Consider the following 20,914-nt stretch of genomic DNA (forward strand, 5'->3'; position numbering starts at 1 on the left):
ACCACCTCACAGTTTGCCTCATGATTACTGTACACCCATTAATCATAAGACTGCTGATACCCAAATTGGCAGACAATCAATAATTGGGCGATCGCCTATCCTTTTAGCAGTAATTACCACACTATGGCTGCTCATTTTCAGTATCATTTCCATCGTGTAATTGATGTCCAACCTTAATCGCATTCGCACACATCCAATCACTGGGCATAATTGCCGGCCATCCCCTACGAACTGCTTCGGGACAAATGGTATAAATTGTTAGTTGACAGTCAATTAATTCTAAACCCGACTTATCCACCTGTTTCAATGCTTGCTTAAAGATAGAATTATTTTCAAATTCAATTGTCATATTGCATTGGGCGCAAACCATGTGATGATGATGGTGAGGAGAAGCTGTATTGAGTTCGTAGTGTTTATGTACTTCGGCTAACTCCAACTCCCGCAGAATACCCATGCGTGTCATCAGCTTCAGTGTGCGGTAAATTGTAGACAGACTAATGTTTTCTCCACGTTTTACCAGCAAATCGAAGACATCTTCTGCACTCAAGTGTTTACCACGCGTCAGATTCTGAAACACTTGTAGAATTATTTCTCTCTGGGGAGTTAGCCTCCATCCCTTGGCGTTGAGTTCAGATTTTAAGGAATTTGCATTATACATAGCTACAAGCGGTTTTTTTTGATAATGATAATCTCTATCTTAGAGTCTCTTTTTGAATATAACGAATTTATTGAGAATAAGTTATTGAGAATAATATCATATAACTTGCTATGCTGAAGTTATAATTTTTCGGATATTTTTTGGTTAAAATCTATTTATTCAGCATATTCAGCCATTAGCAAGAAGCTATATTATAGAGAATATTTCTAATTAATATTATTGCGATCGCTAGCCAGCATTGTCTTTATTGAAATCCTGCATTTCTAGCTATAGGGATTGCAGACATTTAAAAAACTTTGACGACTACAGATCCTCATCAATGGGTTCAGTTCCAAACTGCACTTGTCGGTACAAATCAGCAATGGCTATTTCTACATCCACTGATTCCAGTTGCAATTTATCATCTAAATTATACTCAGATAACACCCATTGCCCCTGTTGGTTGCGCCGAAATACTTCCACAAATGGTTGAGTTACTTGTACTAAAACATATTCTTGTAAGGTGGGAGATTGACGATATTTGGCAAACTTTTTGCCTCTATCGGCTGCTTCTGTGGAAGGTGATAGCACTTCGATGATTAAGCAGGGAAATTGTATTAATTGTGGATCGCGATCGCGCTGATCGCAAGTCACTACCACATCGGGATAAAAATACTTCTGCCCCTGTTCTACCTGGACTTTCACATCTACAATGTATACTTCACAGGAGCGGTCTGCTAAGGCATCATCTAGAAGTCTAAAGAAATTTCCGGAAACCCGATTATGGTTGCGTGTACCACCACTCATAGCCACAACTTCGCCATCCCAATACTCGTAGCGTTGCTCTTGGGTGGGTTCCCACAGCAGATACTCCTCTGCACTCATTGAAAGATAATCGGGTAAAGCAACCATCGGAGCAATCGGGGAATGATTTACCTTTCTAGGATAGCGAAAATAGGGCGATAAGCTAATCTGCAATGGCTTGTTTTTTCTCTTTAATGGGTCGCCTTCCCCAAGGCTTTAGAACCGATATTCCAATGATGAGAATAAGAAAGATAACTTGAATTAAAGATCCAATCAATACTCCTCTGGTATCAAACCCATAAATTTGATTTTTCAAGGCTTGTAACCCGGATTGTGCGGAGATATCTTCTGCAACATTTCCCCAAGGAAATAGCCAGAATGTACCAAATACCACTAATCCAGTGGTCAAAATCCACTTGACAATCACCCAGTAAAATTTGGTGAATCCATAGTTGGTTGTCCAGCAAAGAAAAGTTGCTGTAATGACTGAACCAATTGCTGAAGGAATCACAATATAGTCATCAAGCAAATTAATCGCTGAGTTAAGGGCATAGAGCGCATCCCCGTTATCTGCGTTCCTGTTCCTTAGTGACAGGAGAAACATACTTAAGACTGTTCCTGTCCAAAGTGCCGCAAAAGTAACGTGGGCTGAAAGTAACCAGTTTTTCTGTTTGATACTCAGTTTCGGCATTTTTCCTCCTAAATTGATGTGCTGAACTGCAAACTTTACACATGAAAGTAATGCTTCCCAAGAAGCCGCTACGAGATCCCTTAGCTTCCTGTCCATAAATAATTTATGTGTTGATAGTTAACATATTAAGTAATTGCCAAAAAAGCAACCTTGAAAGGTTGGAATTTTTTAAAGAAGGTTGTGGACGATTTGCTCCAATGTTTTCAATACAGCTTCTTGTTCTACCTCTGAGATGCCTTCAGTGGCTTTATTAATCGTTTCTGCACCTACAGACGGTAAGATTTTCATCAGCCGTTTTCCTTCTTCGGTGAGCCAAATTCGGACAATACGGCGATCGCCAGAATCACGCTCTCGATAAACCAGGTGACGCTCCTCCATCCGATCCACTACTCCGGTGAGCGTTGCGCCCAATTGCTTAAGCTTGTCAGCGATTCCAGACGTAGAAAGACCATCCTCTTCCCACAAACAGCACAAGACAAGATAGTGAAATGGAGTCAACCCATAGGGTTCTAGCCGCTCTAGGAAATCCCGATACATCAACTGGGATACCAGTTTGACTTTGTAGCCTAAATTGTAAGGCGCTAGGGCATTTTGCCATTGTTGCAGAAAATCAGCATTTGGGGATGAGCTAGGCATTTCAAAACAGGGTGGATTGCTCAATCAGATGGTTAACATATTAACTATTTTATAACGGATGATTAAGCTTTAATTACTAAAAATACGCCCACAGCAATCATTACACATAAAAACCATGCTAATCAAGTGCATCATATAAGGTCACGGGCATTTGTTAACTTGAATTTAATTGTTATGCATAATTTTTACGCTATTCCAAATCTGCTTCAGTCAGTCGAGCATCTTTCAAGATGCTTTTTAAAGTCCCTTTCGGCAAATCACGATTACTATGAACTGGAATAGAAAGGATGACCTCAACACCCGTTTTTGCATAAATGTGATGGCTGCCAGTAATTCGTTTTAACTCCCAGCCATGTCTTTCCACAATCTTGCAAAGTTCCTTACCAGAAACAGCTTTCATAGAGATATCTCAACCAATTGTTTTTCTGGTTCACTCGTCTCTCGCTCACTGGCAACATCTAACCAACCTTGGACAGCATCTTGTAGCATTTCCAGTAAATGTTCGTAGCTGTCTCCCCAAGTATGACAACCTGGGAGAGCCGGTACAGAACCACACCAAATACCATCTTCCTGCCAAATCAAAGCTTTGATTTTCATAACCTATGCTCAAAATATTGTCATGCCTACATTTTAGTAGATTTGACAGGTTTAAAATAGTGAAAACACTTTTTCTATCTACCACAAGTAAACACTAACGCCCTAGTATTTTATCGCGCAGATGCTTGATGCGATGCCTGCGGCGAGCGAAGCTATCGCCAGTTTTGCAGCCTAGCGGTTTCTATTCCAATAACCTTAACCAGCTAACGAATAATCCAGCAATTTGCAAGTAAATGAAGTACACATCTTAAGAGTGTATTATTCGGTTTTAGCTTGAGTTTTAAACTTTAACCTCATCACCAAAAACTACATTTTTCAAGGTAGACGCGGTTGATGTTAAAAAAATTCATTTTTCAACTCTTTATTAAGAACTTTTTGGACAGTTTGACTCAATGCAGATATCTGTTTTGCTTCTATCCTGCTTTTTATCTTTGCCCTAATAGGAATATCAAGCATTACATAAAATAAATATTTACTTGCAATTACCAATTTTCCATTTTTAATCAGGACAAAAATTTTATAAAACGAAAGAACTGCTTCTTTGTATATCATCTGATTATGGTAACTCAGTTTATCCCCATTATCTTTTAAAGGAAAACATTGAATTATATATATAATTCCTAGCATCAGAGATTTATAATACTCCAAGAGAGAATTATTCTTAACTTTTTCATAAAGATAATTAAGGTCTCCTCCTATACCTCGCAACGGTCTATTTTTATGAAGAGCTTGATAGTGATTTGACTTTGCTGTATCAAGCTTGATAATTTTAATTTGTGCTTTTTGAACTCGTCGCGCAAAATCGTGTTCCTCACATACATAGGTTTTGAAATAACGAATATTAGTGTCAAACTTTAAGTGATTTGCCACTATCCGCCTAAGAGAAAAGAGGCTACCAGAGCCAAATGTGAGTTTATTTCTATCATGCGAACCATGACATTGATACACCCCTCCCCAAATAAAGCCAACTTCTGCATATTGCATATATGCTTTAACAATTTCATCTAAACAATCAGGAAAGAGACTAACATCGTCATCGTTGAATACAATAATTTCTCCTTTAGCATTTTCAAGAACTCGATTTCTTGAATAAAGAACTCCCCGATTTTTTTGATTTCGTAAAATATATAAATTTTCAATTTTATCTTTATATTCATAGAGAATTTGCTGAGTTTTATCAGTTGAGCCATCATCAACAATAATGACTTCATAGTTGGGATAAGTAAGCTTTTCTATGGCAGAAAGGCTGTGTGTAGATAAACTTTCAGCCCTGTTATTTGTGCAAATTCCAATTGTGACTAATGGTTTAGCTATGTTCATCCTCTTCACTCAGATAATCTAACGGTAAGTAAGTTGGTGAGAAAAATTCAATGTAGAAATGTAAATTATTTGTAGTACGCTAACGCACCTTGTACCTGGGATTTTTGACGTTGGGTTGTGCTGCGCGACAACACACCCTACATTTTGTTTATCTTTACATAGTTATCAATATAAATATTTATACTTGCCTAATTAAGTAAATATGAGACATATAAACTACTGATAAATTTTCTGGCAACTTTATAGACAATCCTCAAGTATCTTTATTACCAACAGATCAAGCAATATGACTGTTTATTATACGGAACCTTTCTATATATCAAAATAATAAATTTAGATATATAGAAGATTAGAAGGATTTTAGGGTTAAAATCCAAAAAAAAATTTATTGGATATTATGAATATCCAACTATATGTACACAATTATACTGTATACATATCTTATTTGGTGTATATACATTGATAATTTTTCTATAGGAGGGGGAGAATCAGGGCGAACGCATAATGTCAATAAAAGGTTAAGCACTTGCCTAACTTCCAACCATGGAGCAGTTTCAACTTCGCTGCTTCCTGGAACAGGAAAATCTATATCTGTAAGTTCACGATAAACTTCTTCAGGAATAATGGCTTTATTATAGAGTTGAGACAGAAGTTGTAATGCCAAATGAAAACTTTGATTTTCATAACTGATGCTCAAAATATGTTCATGCCTACATTTTAGTAGATTTGACAGGTTTAAAATAGTGAACACACTAACGTCCTAGCATTTTATCTCGCAGGTGTTTGATGCGATCGCGCAATTTTCCCGCCTCTTCAAATTCCAATTTCTTCGCTGCATCTTTCATTTGTGCTTCTAACTTGCCAATCAACCCTGGAATTTCTTCTAAAGGCAGTTCATCTATATGTTCATCGACCACTTTTAAATCAGTCGCATTTAATCGCCGGGAAACATCTAAAAAAGATAAAATTGCATTACTCGATCTCTTGATAATCGGTTGCGGTGTAATGCCATGCGTCCGGTTGTATGCCATCTGAATTCCCCGCCTTCTATCGGTTTCCTCAATGGCTCTAATCATGCTGCCTGTCATATTATCAGCATACATAATTGCTTGTCCCCGAATGTGCCGTGCTGCTCTCCCAATAGTTTGAATTAAAGAACGTTCGGCGCGTAAAAAGCCTTCTTTATCTGCATCCATAATCGCCACTAAGGAAACTTCTGGTAAATCTAAACCTTCCCGTAGCAAGTTCACACCCACCAAAACATCAAATTCACCTGCACGTAAATCTTGCAAAATCTCGATGCGCTCAATAGAATTAATCTCTGAATGCAAATAGCGGACTTTTATACTGTGGTCTTGCAGATATTCAGTCAAATCTTCCGCCATGCGCTTCGTTAATGTGGTAATTAACACTCGCTCTTGACGGTCTACTCTGTCTTTAATTTCCCCTAATAAATCATCAATTTGTCCTTCTGTGGGACGCACGGAAATTTCTGGATCAATTACCCCAGTCGGTCGAATTATTTGATCAGCAATATGACCTTCAGATATTTCTAATTCCCAATTTCCTGGTGTGGCGGAAACAAAAATGCACTGATTCACCTTTTGCCAGAATTCCTCTGCTTGTAACGGTCGGTTATCAGCAGCACTGGGAAGACGAAATCCATGCTCAATTAAAACTTTTTTCCTGGCTTGGTCGCCGTTATACATTCCGCGAATTTGGGGGACAGTAACGTGAGATTCATCGATAACTAATAGCCAATCTTTAGGAAAATAATCAATTAAACACTCTGGTGGTGCGCCGGCTTCTCTTCCTGCTAAGTGGCGAGAATAGTTTTCTACGCCATTACAGAAACCAACTTCGCGCAACATTTCCAAGTCATAGCGTGTGCGTTGGTCTATGCGTTGTGCTTCTAATAATTTTCCCGCTTGTTCTAGTTTTGCTTGTTGCTGCTTTAATTCGGCTGCAATTTCATCACAAGCTATCTCTAAGCGTTCCTGTGGGGTGACAAAGTGACGCGCTGGGTAAACGTTGACAGCTTCTAAACTGCGGAGAATTTCCCCTGTCACTGGGTCAATATAACGAATCGCGTCTATTTCATCGCCAAAGAATTCTACACGAATAATCCGGTCTTCGTAGGCGGGACCGATTTCTAAGACATCACCCCGGACGCGAAAACGTCCCCGACCCATTTCTATGTCGTTGCGGCTATACTGCACTGATGCCAAATCTCGTAAAATTTGACGTTGGTTGACTTCCATCCCGATCTGGAAAGGAATGGCGGCTTTGAGATATTCTGAGGGAATCCCCAAACCGTAGATGCAGCTAATGGAAGCAACTACAATTACATCACGACGTTCAAACAGCGATCGCGTCGCTGAATGCCGTAACATATCTATTTCATCATTAATCGAAGATGTTTTTTCAATATAAGTATCGCTCACCGGAATATAGGCTTCTGGCTGATAGTAATCGTAATAGCTGACAAAATACTCAACTGCGTTATGAGGGAAGAATTCTCGCAATTCGTTACAAAGTTGGGCTGCCAAAGTTTTATTATGGGCTAGTACCAAAGTCGGTCTACCCACTTTTTCAATGACTGCGGCTATGGAAAATGTTTTACCGGTTCCCGTCGCGCCGAGTAAAGTTTGGTAACGATTGCCAGATTGGATACTGCTGGTTAGTTGTGCGATCGCCTGTGGTTGGTCGCCTGTGGGAATAAAGGGAGCTTGAAGACAAAATCCTGTCATACAGTTCTTTTCAATCTGTTGAAAATACCATATCTCATGGTAACGATACTGTTGCGCCCCTGCTGAAGTTAGGTAATCAAACTAATAAATAGCAATATTATTTTACAAAATTTTACAATTTAAATTTACTTATGTATCAGTTTTAAAGATACTTATATATTTACACGCTTTTTTCAGGTTACACTCTTTATGCGTGGAAAAAAAATTAATTTTTCCTTCATTATTGTAAAATTCAGTTAATAAACCAGAGGTATCGGTTTATGAGTATCAGCAGTACTGGCGAAGAAATCGATCCTCAAGAACAGGATACCAAGCTAAAGGGAGAAAATACAGTGGAAGTTGAAAATAAGCAGGATAATAGTTTGAATACAGATAAAACCGAAAAAAGCTCTGATCTCCCAGTGAAGAAAGACGAAGGGAAGCTAGCCGTTGCAGGAGTTCGTCCCATAGGTAGCAGTGGTCTACAAATTGCTGGGACAGTTCAAATTTCTGGAATTCGCCCTATTGGTATCAGTACTTTGGTAGTAGCGGATACCGTTAATATTATGGGAATTCGCCCCATCGGTGGTCATACATTTGACATTGTTGACACGATGAACTTATCTGGTATTCGTCCCATTGGTTCCAGTACACTAGCAATTTCTGATAGCTATTCCTCCTTCGGGAACCGTCCCACAGCACCCAATGATGTTGATGAGTCAGAAGTTCTGATGGGTTTTCTCGATTAATCTCTCAAAATACTATAGCTACCATTACCCGGTTTGATAACATGACCGGGTTTTTTATGAAATAAAATATTCAACTTACTTTGATAATCACTCTTTTTATATAGATAACTAATGTACCTTATGGCGGAAGAGAATCATGAAAAATTTAACTACAGTATAAGGGTAAGAAAAAACAGTTTTTAAAGCTAAATCATAGTTTTGAAGCTAATTGTTGATCTAATTAGGAGTGCAAAATGAGCATAGAAGATCGCGCCAAAGCTACTGGCAAAAACATTGAAGGTAAAGCTCAAGAAGCACTGGGCAATGTTACTGGAGATCCAGAAGATAAAGCCAAAGGTAAAGCCAAACAAGCCGAAAGTGAAGTGCGTCACGGAATAGAAGACGCGAAAGATAATGTCAAAGAAAAACTAAATTAGATATTGTATTTTTTGGCAAATATCTAGCGATATTACCGGGTTAAATCTGATTCTGCCAAGATGAAAATAGTGGAAAAATCTTGGCTAAATCATTTTTCTTGGTGATTAAAGAGAATTTAGAAGTTATTAATCTTTACTTTGCTTTTTTGCTGGCGCATAGAATGTAGTAGTAATGAGTTTTTTGTAATTCAGCGACCAAATATTTTTTTATAGTTATATCTACACCAAACCCCGTTAATCAATTAAGTGTTTTTTTGGTTCATTTGAATCAAATTTCATAGTTGCTAACTATTTTACTACGAGAGGTAAAACATGAATCTGCTTGAGCAGGGCCGCAAGATTGCGATGGCTTTCATATTGGTTTTAGTGTTAACAATCACTACCGCTTGTGGTGGTGGTACTGTAACCGAAGTTGATCGCACTGCTACCCCACCCATTGGACGTGATGTCACTTATGCACAGCTAGAGCGAGGTAATACCCCATCCGGGCAAAATTTTGGTGACTGGGTTGTACAAACATCTGGCGGACTAATTAAGGATGCTTATGTCCGCGATAACAATAAGTTAGGTGTGGTCATTTCTCCTGAAGTTAGCCCTAAAGATGTGCGACCTCTAGCAAAATCTTTAGTTCAAGGTTTTGAGAAAAACTTTCCAGGACAAAATTTAAGCGTTTTGGTATATGGGCCAGACAAACAGTTAATTTTAACTACTCAGTATGACAGGGCGACTAATCAAATTCAGTATAGCTAATTTGATCAGACTCAACCTTTCAGGTGATGGAAAAAAAAGGAGTTAAGTAAAGTGACAAGTAGCGAAGAGTATAGACGGCAAATCATGAGAGATTTGTCTGAGGGTAATGTAGAATCTCTCGATGATGTTTCCTACGACAACTTCGATGATTTTGCCCAGAGGACAACACCTGATCAACGTCGTCAATTATTTGGTAAGTCTGCAACTCCTGAACGGATACCTGCTAGCCAAATGGAGCCAGAATTACAAAAAGCGATCGCACAAATCAAACCCAATGAACGGGATGATGTCGCCAGGGCTTTTTTCAAAGAATTTAAATCTAGAAATTTAGACGACAAACGCTTAGAACAGCAATTAAATCTTTCGACTCGCAATCCTAACCGCATGAGTGCTGATGATGTGAGTAAACTTGCATCTTTTGCTTATCACAACCACCCTGATATCTTCCGTGAGGTATTAGCGGAACAACCGGCAATTATGAAGTTTCTCAGCAATCCGGTTGTCGCTGGGCTAATTGGGATTGCGGCGGCTAAGTGGTTAGGTAGTCGCAAGTAAGTGGGAAACTTGGGTTACGCTGCGCTTTAGCGCAGCCATGCCCCCTAGGCTATACCCACCTACAATTTTTGGGTAATTTATTTTTTGGTGTTCCCTAATGAGTATGTCCTAAGTTGAAAAAACCTATTCAAGTATATACACTTGTAGTCAAAATTCTACAGGTGTTTTAATGTTTCATCTCGAATTTGCTCAAAAAATTGGTGTCTGTGTTAAAACCTGGCAAAGGTGGGATGTGGGAAATTCCCGACAATCGACAATACGGATAGAGTTCTGCTGATTCCAATGATAGAAACTGGTTATCCTGCAATCTAGTTGAATCTGATATTATGAAATTATTAAGCAATTCTTAACAGTTTTCAGAATTAAGGAGTTAGATCATGAAATTAACTGCCACAAGATTCTTATTTGTCGGTGTTGTCATTCTGGCATCTGTACCAGCAATTGCTCAAAATCAAGGTAATTCCTTTTCTGGTAGAGTTCAGCGAGTTTGGGAAGATGGATTTCGCTTAAACACCAGTGGTCGTTCCATCGCAGTTGATACTTATGATATCTGTGGAGATAATACTACCCGTTATATATCTGCTGGTGATCAAGTAACCATAACCGGTGAATTTGAGGTAGGCGAATTTGATGCCTTCTCTGTTACTAAAGCTAATGGTAAAAGTGTTTGCCAGTAGTTCAAATTACTAATTTTGGATAAAATAATAGAACCTCCCCAATTAAATTGGGAAGGTTTTAAACCTACTTATTTAGCTAGCGAAATAGTTATACCTTTGCGAATTCTTGTGCAGGACGCTTACTGTTACGAATAGATGACACAGCTTCAGCGTAATCTGGGGCTTTAAATACAGCTGAACCAGCCACGATTGCATTAGCACCAGCTTCTAAAACTTGCCAAGTATTATTAGCTTTAAGTCCCCCATCAACTTCAATCCAGGGGTCTAAACCACGTTCATCACACATTTGGCGCAATTGGCGAATTTTTGGCAATACACCGGGAATAAAGCTTTGACCGCCAAAACCGGGGTTAACACTCATAATTAGGATTAAATCACACAGTTCTAAAACGTGTTCAATTAGCACTAAAGGAGTACCGGGGTTAAGCACAACGCCAGCTTGCTTTCCTAGTTCCTTGATTTGTCCTAATGTCCGATGCAGGTGGGGTGAAGCATTATGCTCGCAATGTACGGAAATAATATCAGCACCCGCCTTAGCAAAATCTTCAACATACTTCTCTGGTTCCACAATCATCAAGTGGACATCCAGTGGTTTGGTTGTCACTGGGCGAATCGCCTCCACAACCAGAGGACCGATTGTAATGTTAGGTACGAAACGACCATCCATTACATCAACATGAATCCAATCGGCTCCAGCAGCATCTACAGCCCGAATTTCGTCGCCCAGACGACTAAAATCGGCCGATAAGATAGATGGAGAGATCACAATGGGCTTTTGAGATGGTTTTTGGGTCATGGTTAGTGGGTTTTACAGCGTTCTCTTCTGTAGGCATTGTAACAAAATATTGACCAAATGCTGATAAGTTTGATCCCGTCCTGTTTAGGCTGCAAAAGAAATACTCCTGAACAGGGAAGCAAAAAAAATTATCTTGATAAAGAATAATTAATAACAACTCATTACTAACAACTCAACAATGGGCAAAAAACTCAGCTGGATAGTTTGGGGGTTGAGTGCTTCTTGTTTAAGTGCGCCTGTTTTGGCTTCAGCTTTACAAACTCCTTTAGGCACTAATGGTATTGATGCTTTGAGATTACACCAACCTCCTTATAATTTATTGGGTCGCAAAATTGCTATTGGTCAGGTGGAAATCGGTCGTCCGGGAATGTATGGCTGGGATAAAGCCGTATCTCGAAATCGTGCTATATCGTTAGCGGGTGTGTTTATGCGCGATGGGCCAGCTAAATCTAATACTGGTGTGGACTCTCACGCCTACAATGTTGCTGGCGTTATGGTTAGTCGAGACAAAGCTTTACCAGGAGTCGCCCCCAAGGCGCGATTGTATTCATCTGCGGTGGGTTCTACAAAAAGTATGGGACAGCCAGAGGAGTGTTTGACGGCACAACACATAGCTTTACAAAATGGTAATGATGTCCGTGCGATTAATTTCAGCTTTGGCGAACCTCTGAGCCGTGATCCGCGTCCTGATGCCGTTTTAGATGGTAATGCTTTACTAACTTTATGTCTTGACTGGTCTAGTCGCGTTCATAATGTTTTGTATGCGATCGCTGGAAACCAAGGCAAAGGTGGTATTCCTATTCCTACAGATAATTATAACGGACTCAACGTTGCTTTTTCATCCCCCAGAGGAGGTATTTTTAATAAAGTTGACGTTTCCAATTTGGCGGCTAGTAACCAGGGTGCTACGGCTCGGTTGGCTGGTAAGGAGTTTAATATTGATGGTCGTCGTTCTATTGGTTTGGTTGCACCAGGAAGTAATATTCCCATGCTGAATCCAGATGGTAAGTTGAATAAGGTAACAGGGACAAGTTTTGCAGCTCCTCAAGTTACGGCGACTGTGGCTTTGTTGCAAGAGTTTGGGGATCTACAACTACAGAATCAACAACGCAATTGGAGTGTTGATGCTCGCCGTCATCAAGTGATGAAGGCTGTATTGTTGAATTCCGCCGACAAGCTGCAAGATAGTGGTGATGGTTTGCGCCTGGGAATGACTCGCACGCTGATTGATAAACAAAATCAAAACTGGTTGAAATCTGATGCTTATCAAGACCCCCAAATTCCTTTGGATGCTCAAATGGGAACGGGTCATTTAAATACGTTTCGGGCTTATCAGCAATTTAGCGCTGGTCAATGGCGACCATCCAGTACACTCCCGGCTGTTGGTTGGGATTATGGCACTGTGGCTGTGGGATCTACTGTGGATTATGCCTTAGCTAAACCCTTAGAAAAAGACAGTTTTGTGAATATTACTCTGAGTTGGAATCGCTTAGTCGAGTTAAATGATACAAATAAAAACCAGAAATATGATGTGGGTGAAACTTTTAGCGATCGCGGTTTGAATAACCTTGACCTATACTTAATCAAGGCAGATGCTCAAAATTCAGATGCTGGCGTTGCTTGCTCCTCAGTCAGTGGAATTGACAGTGTAGAGCATATTTTCTGCCCCGTTCCGGCTACTGGTAATTATAAAATCCGTGTCCAGTTTCGCCAAAAAGTCAACGAAGCTACTCAATCCTATGGTTTAGCTTGGTGGAGTGTTGCCAAATCTGCTTCAGATTAAAACGGGAATAATCTCAGTAGCGGACTGACAAAGCTAACTTTGGACACTATGGTGGGATTCTAGCCAGCCCAGAACTGGAAAAATTACCATGTACTATTTTATTCCCGTCATACTACATTGGCTACTGAGTAAGGTTTGGGATGATGAGATCATTTGTGTCCACATGGTCTCTCGGTCACAAAGAGAGTAGAGTTTTAATGGCTACTAAGCACAGTGCATTATTTATAACTAAGGTCAGTTCATAAACTGTCACGAAGAAAATGTTCGATTTTATCCTAGAAGAGCTACTATTGATATAGTGCAAGGAGTGCTACCACTTCACACGATGTTTGTTACAAGTAATTCTGGCAATGCTTATCGTCAAGAAATCTTGCCGTTTTCCAATGTGGCATCAAACAAGTGAACTGGTATATGCTTTTACAAAAAAGTACTTGAGTAATCCAAATTCTCAAGTGCTTTTTTGTGTATAAAAACTCTCATAAAAACATTTGTTATTGTTTGTAGGTTGCTTTGATATCCAGTGTTTCAACGCAAACCAAGTATTGCGAAAAAACCCATTTAAGGTCAAATATCATTCCAACGTCAGCGAACTAATATATTTAAACTAACTTAAAAAACATGGGTGGCAAATTAATTGTATTTGAAGGGGTGGAAGGCTGCGGAAAAACTAGCCAGATGCAGCTTTGTTGTGAATGGTTGCAAAATTTAGGTGTCTCCGTGGTGATGACGCGTGAACCAGGAGGAACAGAGTTAGGCTTACATTTACGCCGTCTGTTACTAGATAAGGTCGAAAATGAACCAATTGCTGAGGTGACAGAATTATTATTGTATGCTGCTGACCGGGCGCACCACGTGGAACAAGAACTGAAACCCAATTTAGCAGCCGGAAAATATATATTGTGCGATCGCTATACTGATTCTACCACTGCCTACCAAGGTTATGGTCGGGGTTTGAACATGAGCTTAATTAATCAACTCAACCATATTGCCACATCTGGGTTAGAAAGCGACTTAACTATTTGGTTAGATGTGGATGTCGAAGTGGGACTAGCTAGGAAACAAGGCGATAAGTTTGATCGTATTGAGCAAGAGACAATGGAATTTCATCGGCGTGTGCAGCAAGGATATGCAGAGTTAGCCGCATCTTATCCATCTAGAATTATACAAGTTGATGGTAGTTTAACTCCAGCAGCAGTGCAAGAAATAATTCAGGGCATTTTGCGGGAAAAGTTGGAATTATGAAATTTACAGGAATATTTGGTCAATTAAACAAATATTTTTGGTTTCACGCAAAGGCGCATCAGCGAAGCGTTCGCGTAGCGTGCCGTAGGCTCTAGCACGAAGTGCGTTAGACGCAAAGGAAGAAATACTCAAAATAAGAGTATGGTTTTATTAACAGCGCTGTAATTGTGTTAGGAGGACGACAATTTCATCCATTGATTGGCGGACAACGCTGGCGGGTTGTTCAGAATGATTGACAATTATACTAAAAGCTAAGGGCTGATAATTGGGTGCATTCACATATCCTGAGAGGGAAACTACACCTGTCATCGTACCTGTTTTTGCTTGGACAATTCCTACAGCCGGGGTATCACGCAAGCGATTTCTTAATGTTCCGCTAACACCCGCAACAGGTAGAGAAGCCCGAAAAATTTCTGCTTGTGGTGATTTTACCATAGCCTGTAAAGTTTGCACCAAAGCTTGGGGACTAATTAAGTTTTTGCGAGATAATCCAGAACCATCTACTAATATGTAGCCTGTGGGATCTACTCCTAATTTAGTTAAACTAGATTTGACAACTTCTAAACCTGCATCAGCCGTAGTTTGATTAGTTTTTATGGGTTGTTTAATCGCTAAAGCCCTTAATAAAGCTTCAGCATACAAATTATTACTATTAATATTGGTCTCTTTTAACAACTCAGATAAAGGTGGTGATTCAATTACTGCTAGTTCTGTTTCATTTTTTCCACTAGTACCGTATGACATCTGACTCACAGTAATTCCTGATTTCACCAAAGTCTGGCGGAAGTGACGCAAGAAATTTTGAACTGGGTCAAAAACAGCGATCGCCCTCATAGTAGAATTAGAATCTACAGCCATCTGTCCTTGAATTCGCAACACAGGCCCTTTTAAACCCCGGCTAACTGCAACAAAACCCGATTCATTTTTTTGAGTAGTTACAGAATTATTTTCCACTAGCCACTGATATGCTTCAACGGGTTCATTCCATTTGAGTTGTAATGGTTTTCCTATAGTTTGGGGCGAAACTGTAAATAGAGAAGCATTTTCATTGACAATTAAACTGTTAACTGGTGCGCCATAATAAGCGGCTAAGTCTTCCCATTCCCAACTGGGATGAACAATTTCTCCTTGAAAATAACTATCATCGGCAATCAATTGGTTAACTTGAGTAATACCTTGCTGGCGTAACTGCTGGGCTAATTCTTGTAGTTGCGGAACCTTTAAACTGGGGTCTCCCCTACCGACTACGCGCAAAATACCATCACTATCTTGATAAACAGAAGTACGAATGCGAAAATCTGCACCCAATTGTTGTAAAGCTGCGGCTGTTGTTAGTAATTTGGTATTAGAAGCTGGATTAAAATATTTTTCAGCATCGCGACTATAAAGAGTTTGTTCATCAGCCATATTTTTGACTAAAATCCCCCAACGCACCCGACTAAATTCCGGGCTGTTTGTGATGGTGTCCACTGCTGATTTTAATTGGGCGGGACAAATTGTTTTTGTGGTGCTTGTCGGTGTAACAGGTATTTGTGCTTTGGCTGTTTGTTGGGTGACAGCGATTTGAGTGCTTAGAAACAGCGACAGTAAGCCAATAGTGATTTTTTTAGACATTAATATAATTCGTAGTTCGTAATTCGTAGTTCGTAATTCGTAATTTTTTTCTATGACAAAAAATGAGAATATTTGTTCCTATGCTGATATCTTTATAAATAGATCCCCGACTTCTTGAAGAAGTCGGGGATCTGAACCTATGCAAAGTTATTTCTGGAAAATTCCCTATAACTTAGTGCCACACTCAGAACAAAAGTTGTGTGTAGGAGGGTTGGTTGTACCGCAATGGCTGCAAGAAACTGGTTCAACTACGACTTTTGGTGGCTGTATGGGTAAACCAATCATTTGAGCGTTGCTTTTACCTGGGGCTACCATTGGGTAACAGTTTTCGTCTCTGGTGACTCGGACATCCATGACAACGGGTCCATTGTGTGCTAGCATTTCGGCGATCGCACCTTGTAATTCCTCACGAGTCCGAACTACCATGCCCTTAATGCCATAAGCTTTAGTCAAATGCTCAATGTCTGGCATCCCTACTTCCATATTTGAGGATGAATAACGCTCACCATAGAAGGCTTGTTGCCATTGGCGCACCATTCCCTGCCAGCCGTTATTCATAATTACGGTCTTGACATTAATACCATACTGTGCTAGGGTTCCCAATTCTTGCAAGCACATTTGGAAACTAGCATCACCACTGATACAGATAACTTCTTCATCAGGGAAAGCTACTTTTGCACCCATAGCCGCCGGGACACCAAAACCCATCGTTCCTAAACCAGCACTAGAAATCCAGCGTCTGGGTCCATTCTTCAGGAATTGCGCTGCCCACATTTGATGTTGACCTACATCTGTGGTGTAAAAAGCGTGGGGGGCTTGGCGACCAACTTCCACAATTACCTCTTGAGGTGAAATGCTGTCAGCATAGTGAGGCACTTCTAGGGGGTAGTTTTGCCGCCAACGGTTAATTAAATGCAACCACTCTTGATTTTTGTGTGGGATGTTCTTAATTCCTGTTTCCTGACAGCGACGCAACAAGTCAACTAAAACATGACGGACATCGCCCACAATTGGAACTTCAGGAACTCGGTTTTTACCAACTTCTGCGGGGTCAATGTCGATGTGAATTACTTTGGCATGAGAAGCGAATTCATCTAATTTACCAGTAACGCGATCGTCAAATCTCGCCCCAACGCAGATTAATAAATCGCAATCTGTCACCGCAAAGTTAGCGTAAGCAGTACCGTGCATCCCCAACATTCCCACAGACAGGGGATGATGTTCATCGAATGCACCGATACCCATTAAGGTTGTGGTGACGGGAATATTAAATAATTCCGCTAGTTCTTTAACTTCTGCGTGGGCGTTAGATGCGATCGCTCCACCACCAACATACAATAAAGGACGGCTACTGTTACGAATTAACTTCATTGCGGCGTTGATTTGCCGAGGGTTTCCCTTAACAGTGGGACGATAACCCCTTAATTTCACAGTTCCCGGTGCAACCGGTACATAGTCACATTCTTCTAAAGCCACATCTTTAGGCACATCAATCAAAACTGGCCCTGGTCGTCCAGTACTGGCGATGTGGAAAGCTTCAGCCACAATACGCGCCATGTCTTTGGGGTCGCGCACTACATAGGAGTGTTTGACTACTGGTAGGGTAATTCCGTAAATATCGGTTTCTTGAAACGCATCCGTACCAATCGATGCCCGTGGCACTTGTCCTGTCACCACAATCATGGGGATTGAGTCCATGTAGGCTGTAGCGATGCCTGTGACTAAATTTGTTGCCCCAGGGCCAGAAGTACCAAAGCATACTCCTACTTTGCCAGTGGCACGGGCATAGCCATCGGCAGCGTGAGCAGCGCCTTGTTCGTGCCGGACTAAAATGTGTTTAATGGCACCAGTTGCTTCTACTTTGTATAGGTCATCGTAAATTGGCAGGATTGCCCCACCAGGATAACCAAAAATATATTCAACTTCATGGCGGACAAGACTGTCAAGCAAGGCAAAACCACCAGTTTCACGCTTGGGCGCGACGACTGGCGATTGAGTCACACCAGACTGATTGTGATTTTCTATTTGTGGGGGATTAGTTAAGGATGGCAAGCGCACGGTCACGGTCAAACCTCAGACGATAGCTAAGTTAACGCGTCAATTCTGTATTTAGTATTCCATTTTAATGGAAAAATTGAATTTAATTCTGCTATTTAAATATAAAGTTTGACATAAACGAAGAATTGCTGTGATTTCGCAATGCAATTGCCTAAGAAAACCAACTTACAGCACTTTTCATGTATTTGAAGCACATCTGTTGTAGGGGCGCAAGGAGTTGCGCCCCTACCGCGTGGTCTATTTGCCTGAAAATAGCTGTAATCCAATCATAGCTAATTATCATCCATGTCTTTCGATAATCTCTGCAAACTGCTATCAGAAAAACATCCAGAAACATTCGCCAGTTGGGTATTAGGAACACCGCAAACAGGTGTCACCGTCCTGAAAACCGAATTGAGTATTGAACCCATCCGCGCCGATTACGTCACCTTTTTACAACTAGAAGGCAGGATTTTACACTTAGAATTTCAAACCAAACTGGAATCCACACCGCCCCTACCTTTGCGAATGTTAGATTATTGGGTGCGGTTGTATCGGTTGTATCGCTTACCGATCACACAAGTGGTAGTATTATTGCTGCCACCCAAAGATGAGATTGAAATTGCTACAGCCTTTACGGTGGAAAACACCCGTCACGAATATCGGGTAATTAAGATGTGGGAAGAAAACCCCGAACCGTTTCTTCAAGACTCAGCCTTGTTACCTCTAGCATCGTTAACAGCCACTAATCAACCCCCAGTCTTGCTAGAACAAATTGTGCAGCGAGTCAACCAAGTCCAGACAACACAACGACCGGAAATTTCCGCTTACACCCAAATCTTAGCGGGGTTAAAATTTAAAAAGGATTTGATTAGAAGATTATTTCGGGAGGGTATGATGCGCGAGTCAGTAATTTACCAAGAAATTCTCGAAGAAGGCGAACAACGAGGGCGACAAGAAGGACGACAAGAAGGGGAACGCAATCTGGTTTTGCGTCAACTAACTCGCAAGTTAGGAGAATTACCCCCAGGGATGCGTGAACAATTGGAAATTCTATCGTTGGAACAATTGGAAAATCTGGGTGAGGCTTTATTGGACTTTAACACTTTGTTGGATTTGGAGGCATGGTTAGCCAATAAGTAAAAACTTAACCCCAAGCAAACTAGGGATTCTTGGGGTTCACTCAGTTATTATCCAGAAAGTTATCGTATAAAGTACGACAAAAAAATCCCAAGGCATATCTTATATTGCCTATCCTCCCATCTATTGCTAAATTATTGCAATAATTATAATTATTTGTTAGATTACTTTTGTATAAATCTATTACCTCCGACATCAGGCTGGCTTGTGGGAAATTTATTCTCCTGCGCCTTTTTCTGATTCGACAAATTTCCACAAATTCCACTAGCTATTGATTTTACTGTCAATAACTAGATTTGATAAATTTCAAATTTAGCAACGCTGATAATTAAATAAAATATGAGTGATTGCCCTTGCTGTAACGGAAAACTACTGCAACATATCGGTAGTAGTAGAATTTACTGGTTTTGTCCCGATTGCCGCCAGGAAATGCCAAATATGAGTTCCGTCGTTCATAGTAATTGTCTATCATCTGCCAGACAGTCAGCGAAAATAGCAGAAAAACCGCTCTAATGCTTGCAGTCACAATACTCGCATCATTAAGCACCCATAAAATATGAGATAATTTCTCAAGAAAGTTGAGAAATATTGTATTAACGAACATGACCAAAATTTATACAGATGCGGACTGGGATGAACTATGGGACGAGGGTTTACAAGCGGGAGAGATTACCCGCCATTCTAATGATGTGGAAATTGTAGAAAACTGGCAGCATCCACTCAGAAAAGGTTTAGTTAGTAACATTCCACTTTCTCAGGGACTCCGTACAGATATCTCAAATTTTGAGTATCCAGAAATTTATGATCATGATTATTATGGTAATGAAGATTACCCCATGACTCTGGTTTTTCGGAGTACAGGAGTTCTCAAAGAGCAAATATTTGGTATAAATGAAGATGCTTGCGAACACCCCGGAGAAAGCTATCTATTCTACTATCCCGCAGGGACGCGAGAAATTGAAACCAGAATGCCGGGACGCAATATAAGTGTCAGAATCCGTTTAGAACCGCATCTGGTGAGATTATTAAGTAAAGGTCAGGAAGAATATTTACCTTGTTTACTTAAACCCTGCTTAGAAACTGATGCACCGCCTCCATTTTATCAATCACTGGGTAAAATGACTCCGGCAATGCACATAGCACTGCATCAACTGCTTAACTGTCCCGTGCAAGGAATGATGCGCCGGACTTATATCGAAGCTAAAACTCTAGAATTAATCACTTTACAATTTGCTCAAATGTTGCAGGATTGTACACCCCAAAGGCAGTTGATTAATTTTAAAGGTGATGATTATGAGCGGATTTATCAAGCAAGAGATATTCTGATAAAAAGTATTTCTAACCCTCCATCACTGATCAATTTAGCTCGGCAAGTAGGATTAAATGATTTTAAATTAAAACAAGGATTTCGGCAGATTTTTGGGGCTACAGTATTTGGATATTTACATAATTATCGCTTAGAACAAGCACGGCAATTATTAGAAAACGGTGAGATAAAAGTGGGTGATGTGATGCACAAAGTAGGATGGCGCGATCGCAAGCATTTTGCCGCAGCTTTCCGAAAAAAGTTTGGACTTAACCCTCGTGACTTCAAAATCAGGGTTTCTTGACACTTTTACAGACCAGACTGAAATTGAGAAAATCCCTCTAGCCTGCAAAAAAAATCCGTTGAGCCTGCAATTCAACTTTAATAATTACTCTCAAAACATATATTCTTCTTGATAGAAGTTCTTATCTGAAC

At 40.3% G+C, this 20,914-nt stretch carries 20 protein-coding genes; 9 read left to right on the forward strand and 11 right to left on the reverse strand.

The genetic code is table 11. From position 1 onward, the window contains the following. Nucleotides 1–121: 121 nt before the first annotated feature. The 8 genes from ACM0OW_RS10730 to uvrB form a co-directional block, all read right to left on the reverse strand. The gene (locus tag ACM0OW_RS10730; RefSeq protein ID WP_414550047.1) at nt 122–658 is read right to left on the reverse strand and encodes a Fur family transcriptional regulator; all 537 of its coding nucleotides are present in this window, start codon (nt 656–658) and stop codon (nt 122–124) included. A 303-nt stretch (nt 659–961) separates the two neighbouring features. Next, the gene (locus ACM0OW_RS10735; RefSeq protein WP_414550325.1) at nt 962–1,549 is read right to left on the reverse strand and encodes a Uma2 family endonuclease; all 588 of its coding nucleotides are present in this window, start codon (nt 1,547–1,549) and stop codon (nt 962–964) included. 55 nt (nt 1,550–1,604) lie between these two features. Further along, nucleotides 1,605–2,228 carry a hypothetical protein gene (locus tag ACM0OW_RS10740; RefSeq protein ID WP_414550048.1) on the reverse strand — a complete coding sequence of 208 codons (624 nt, stop codon included), beginning with the start codon at nt 2,226–2,228 and terminating at the stop codon, nt 1,605–1,607. 72 nt (nt 2,229–2,300) lie between these two features. After that, nucleotides 2,301–2,768 (reverse strand): MarR family winged helix-turn-helix transcriptional regulator, encoded by a 468-nt coding sequence (locus ACM0OW_RS10745; protein WP_414550049.1) that lies wholly within the window; start codon nt 2,766–2,768, stop codon nt 2,301–2,303. A gap of 190 nt (nt 2,769–2,958) precedes the next feature. Then, nucleotides 2,959–3,168, reverse strand: a complete 210-nt coding sequence (locus ACM0OW_RS10750) for a type II toxin-antitoxin system HicA family toxin (RefSeq protein WP_414550050.1) — start codon at nt 3,166–3,168, stop codon at nt 2,959–2,961. After that, entirely contained in the window at nt 3,165–3,365 is a 201-nt protein-coding gene (locus tag ACM0OW_RS10755; protein WP_414550051.1) for a type II toxin-antitoxin system HicB family antitoxin, read from the reverse strand. The genes ACM0OW_RS10750 and ACM0OW_RS10755 overlap by 4 nt, the downstream gene beginning before the upstream one ends. Before the next feature lie 336 nt (nt 3,366–3,701). Then, nucleotides 3,702–4,685: a glycosyltransferase family 2 protein gene (locus ACM0OW_RS10760; RefSeq protein ID WP_414550052.1), complete on the reverse strand. Its 984-nt coding sequence runs from the start codon at nt 4,683–4,685 to the stop codon at nt 3,702–3,704. Nucleotides 4,686–5,437: 752 nt separating this feature from the next. Continuing rightward, the gene (gene uvrB / locus ACM0OW_RS10765) at nt 5,438–7,435 is read right to left on the reverse strand and encodes an excinuclease ABC subunit UvrB (protein ID WP_414550053.1); all 1,998 of its coding nucleotides are present in this window, start codon (nt 7,433–7,435) and stop codon (nt 5,438–5,440) included. Between the two features lie 260 nt (nt 7,436–7,695). On the opposite strand from uvrB, the gene ACM0OW_RS10770 reads away from it, so the two are divergent. From ACM0OW_RS10770 to ACM0OW_RS10790, 5 genes are all read left to right on the forward strand, one after another. Further along, a complete protein-coding gene (locus tag ACM0OW_RS10770) occupies nt 7,696–8,163 on the forward strand; it encodes a hypothetical protein (protein WP_414550054.1) in 468 nt (155 codons plus the stop codon). A gap of 233 nt (nt 8,164–8,396) precedes the next feature. Then, on the forward strand, nt 8,397–8,579 hold the full coding sequence (locus tag ACM0OW_RS10775) for a CsbD family protein (RefSeq protein ID WP_414550055.1): 183 nt from the start codon (nt 8,397–8,399) through the stop codon (nt 8,577–8,579). Nucleotides 8,580–8,891: 312 nt separating this feature from the next. Continuing rightward, nucleotides 8,892–9,329, forward strand: a complete 438-nt coding sequence (locus ACM0OW_RS10780; protein WP_414550056.1) for a hypothetical protein — start codon at nt 8,892–8,894, stop codon at nt 9,327–9,329. Nucleotides 9,330–9,380: 51 nt separating this feature from the next. Further along, nucleotides 9,381–9,884 (forward strand): hypothetical protein, encoded by a 504-nt coding sequence (locus ACM0OW_RS10785; protein ID WP_414550057.1) that lies wholly within the window; start codon nt 9,381–9,383, stop codon nt 9,882–9,884. Between the two features lie 377 nt (nt 9,885–10,261). Then, the gene (locus tag ACM0OW_RS10790) at nt 10,262–10,561 is read left to right on the forward strand and encodes a hypothetical protein (RefSeq protein WP_414550058.1); all 300 of its coding nucleotides are present in this window, start codon (nt 10,262–10,264) and stop codon (nt 10,559–10,561) included. A gap of 88 nt (nt 10,562–10,649) precedes the next feature. On the opposite strand, the gene rpe is transcribed toward ACM0OW_RS10790, so the two are convergent. Continuing rightward, entirely contained in the window at nt 10,650–11,357 is a 708-nt protein-coding gene (gene rpe / locus ACM0OW_RS10795) for a ribulose-phosphate 3-epimerase (protein ID WP_089093358.1), read from the reverse strand. 178 nt (nt 11,358–11,535) lie between these two features. Here rpe and ACM0OW_RS10800 point away from each other — a divergent pair, with 178 nt between their 5' ends. Together ACM0OW_RS10800 and tmk are read left to right on the forward strand one after the other, a co-directional pair. Further along, nucleotides 11,536–13,140: a S8 family serine peptidase gene (locus ACM0OW_RS10800; protein WP_414550059.1), complete on the forward strand. Its 1,605-nt coding sequence runs from the start codon at nt 11,536–11,538 to the stop codon at nt 13,138–13,140. Between the two features lie 618 nt (nt 13,141–13,758). Next, nucleotides 13,759–14,382, forward strand: coding sequence for a dTMP kinase (gene tmk / locus ACM0OW_RS10805; RefSeq protein ID WP_414550060.1), 624 nt, complete (start codon nt 13,759–13,761; stop codon nt 14,380–14,382). A 150-nt stretch (nt 14,383–14,532) separates the two neighbouring features. Here tmk and dacB read toward each other — a convergent pair whose 3' ends face one another. After that, entirely contained in the window at nt 14,533–15,996 is a 1,464-nt protein-coding gene (gene dacB, locus ACM0OW_RS10810; protein WP_414550061.1) for a D-alanyl-D-alanine carboxypeptidase/D-alanyl-D-alanine-endopeptidase, read from the reverse strand. Between the two features lie 165 nt (nt 15,997–16,161). Then, nucleotides 16,162–18,060, reverse strand: coding sequence for a biosynthetic-type acetolactate synthase large subunit (ilvB, locus tag ACM0OW_RS10815; RefSeq protein WP_414550062.1), 1,899 nt, complete (start codon nt 18,058–18,060; stop codon nt 16,162–16,164). A gap of 279 nt (nt 18,061–18,339) precedes the next feature. Between ilvB and ACM0OW_RS10820 the strand changes: the two genes are divergently transcribed. Further along, nucleotides 18,340–19,176: an Rpn family recombination-promoting nuclease/putative transposase gene (locus ACM0OW_RS10820; protein ID WP_414550063.1), complete on the forward strand. Its 837-nt coding sequence runs from the start codon at nt 18,340–18,342 to the stop codon at nt 19,174–19,176. 599 nt (nt 19,177–19,775) lie between these two features. Then, nucleotides 19,776–20,783, forward strand: coding sequence for a helix-turn-helix transcriptional regulator (locus ACM0OW_RS10825; RefSeq protein ID WP_414550064.1), 1,008 nt, complete (start codon nt 19,776–19,778; stop codon nt 20,781–20,783). Nucleotides 20,784–20,914: the final 131 nt, after the last annotated feature.

Source organism: Anabaena sp. CCY 0017 (genome assembly GCF_963920885.1).
GTDB lineage: Bacteria > Cyanobacteriota > Cyanobacteriia > Cyanobacteriales > Nostocaceae > Nodularia.

Excerpts from the sequence above, each read along its gene's own strand:
- ACM0OW_RS10730 (WP_414550047.1), bottom strand. The coding sequence starts at position 658 with ATGTATAATGCAAATTCCTTAAAATCTGAACTCAACGCCAAGGGATGG.
- ACM0OW_RS10735 (WP_414550325.1), bottom strand. The coding sequence starts at position 1,549 with ATGGTTGCTTTACCCGATTATCTTTCAATGAGTGCAGAGGAGTATCTG.
- ACM0OW_RS10740 (WP_414550048.1), bottom strand. The coding sequence starts at position 2,228 with ATGGACAGGAAGCTAAGGGATCTCGTAGCGGCTTCTTGGGAAGCATTA.
- ACM0OW_RS10745 (WP_414550049.1), bottom strand. The coding sequence starts at position 2,768 with ATGCCTAGCTCATCCCCAAATGCTGATTTTCTGCAACAATGGCAAAAT.
- ACM0OW_RS10750 (WP_414550050.1), bottom strand. The coding sequence starts at position 3,168 with ATGAAAGCTGTTTCTGGTAAGGAACTTTGCAAGATTGTGGAAAGACAT.
- ACM0OW_RS10755 (WP_414550051.1), bottom strand. The coding sequence starts at position 3,365 with ATGAAAATCAAAGCTTTGATTTGGCAGGAAGATGGTATTTGGTGTGGT.
- ACM0OW_RS10760 (WP_414550052.1), bottom strand. The coding sequence starts at position 4,685 with ATGAACATAGCTAAACCATTAGTCACAATTGGAATTTGCACAAATAAC.
- uvrB (WP_414550053.1), bottom strand. The coding sequence starts at position 7,435 with ATGACAGGATTTTGTCTTCAAGCTCCCTTTATTCCCACAGGCGACCAA.
- ACM0OW_RS10770 (WP_414550054.1), top strand. The coding sequence starts at position 7,696 with ATGAGTATCAGCAGTACTGGCGAAGAAATCGATCCTCAAGAACAGGAT.
- ACM0OW_RS10775 (WP_414550055.1), top strand. The coding sequence starts at position 8,397 with ATGAGCATAGAAGATCGCGCCAAAGCTACTGGCAAAAACATTGAAGGT.
- ACM0OW_RS10780 (WP_414550056.1), top strand. The coding sequence starts at position 8,892 with ATGAATCTGCTTGAGCAGGGCCGCAAGATTGCGATGGCTTTCATATTG.
- ACM0OW_RS10790 (WP_414550058.1), top strand. The coding sequence starts at position 10,262 with ATGAAATTAACTGCCACAAGATTCTTATTTGTCGGTGTTGTCATTCTG.
- rpe (WP_089093358.1), bottom strand. The coding sequence starts at position 11,357 with ATGACCCAAAAACCATCTCAAAAGCCCATTGTGATCTCTCCATCTATC.
- ACM0OW_RS10800 (WP_414550059.1), top strand. The coding sequence starts at position 11,536 with ATGGGCAAAAAACTCAGCTGGATAGTTTGGGGGTTGAGTGCTTCTTGT.
- tmk (WP_414550060.1), top strand. The coding sequence starts at position 13,759 with ATGGGTGGCAAATTAATTGTATTTGAAGGGGTGGAAGGCTGCGGAAAA.
- dacB (WP_414550061.1), bottom strand. The coding sequence starts at position 15,996 with ATGTCTAAAAAAATCACTATTGGCTTACTGTCGCTGTTTCTAAGCACT.
- ACM0OW_RS10820 (WP_414550063.1), top strand. The coding sequence starts at position 18,340 with ATGTCTTTCGATAATCTCTGCAAACTGCTATCAGAAAAACATCCAGAA.
- ACM0OW_RS10825 (WP_414550064.1), top strand. The coding sequence starts at position 19,776 with ATGACCAAAATTTATACAGATGCGGACTGGGATGAACTATGGGACGAG.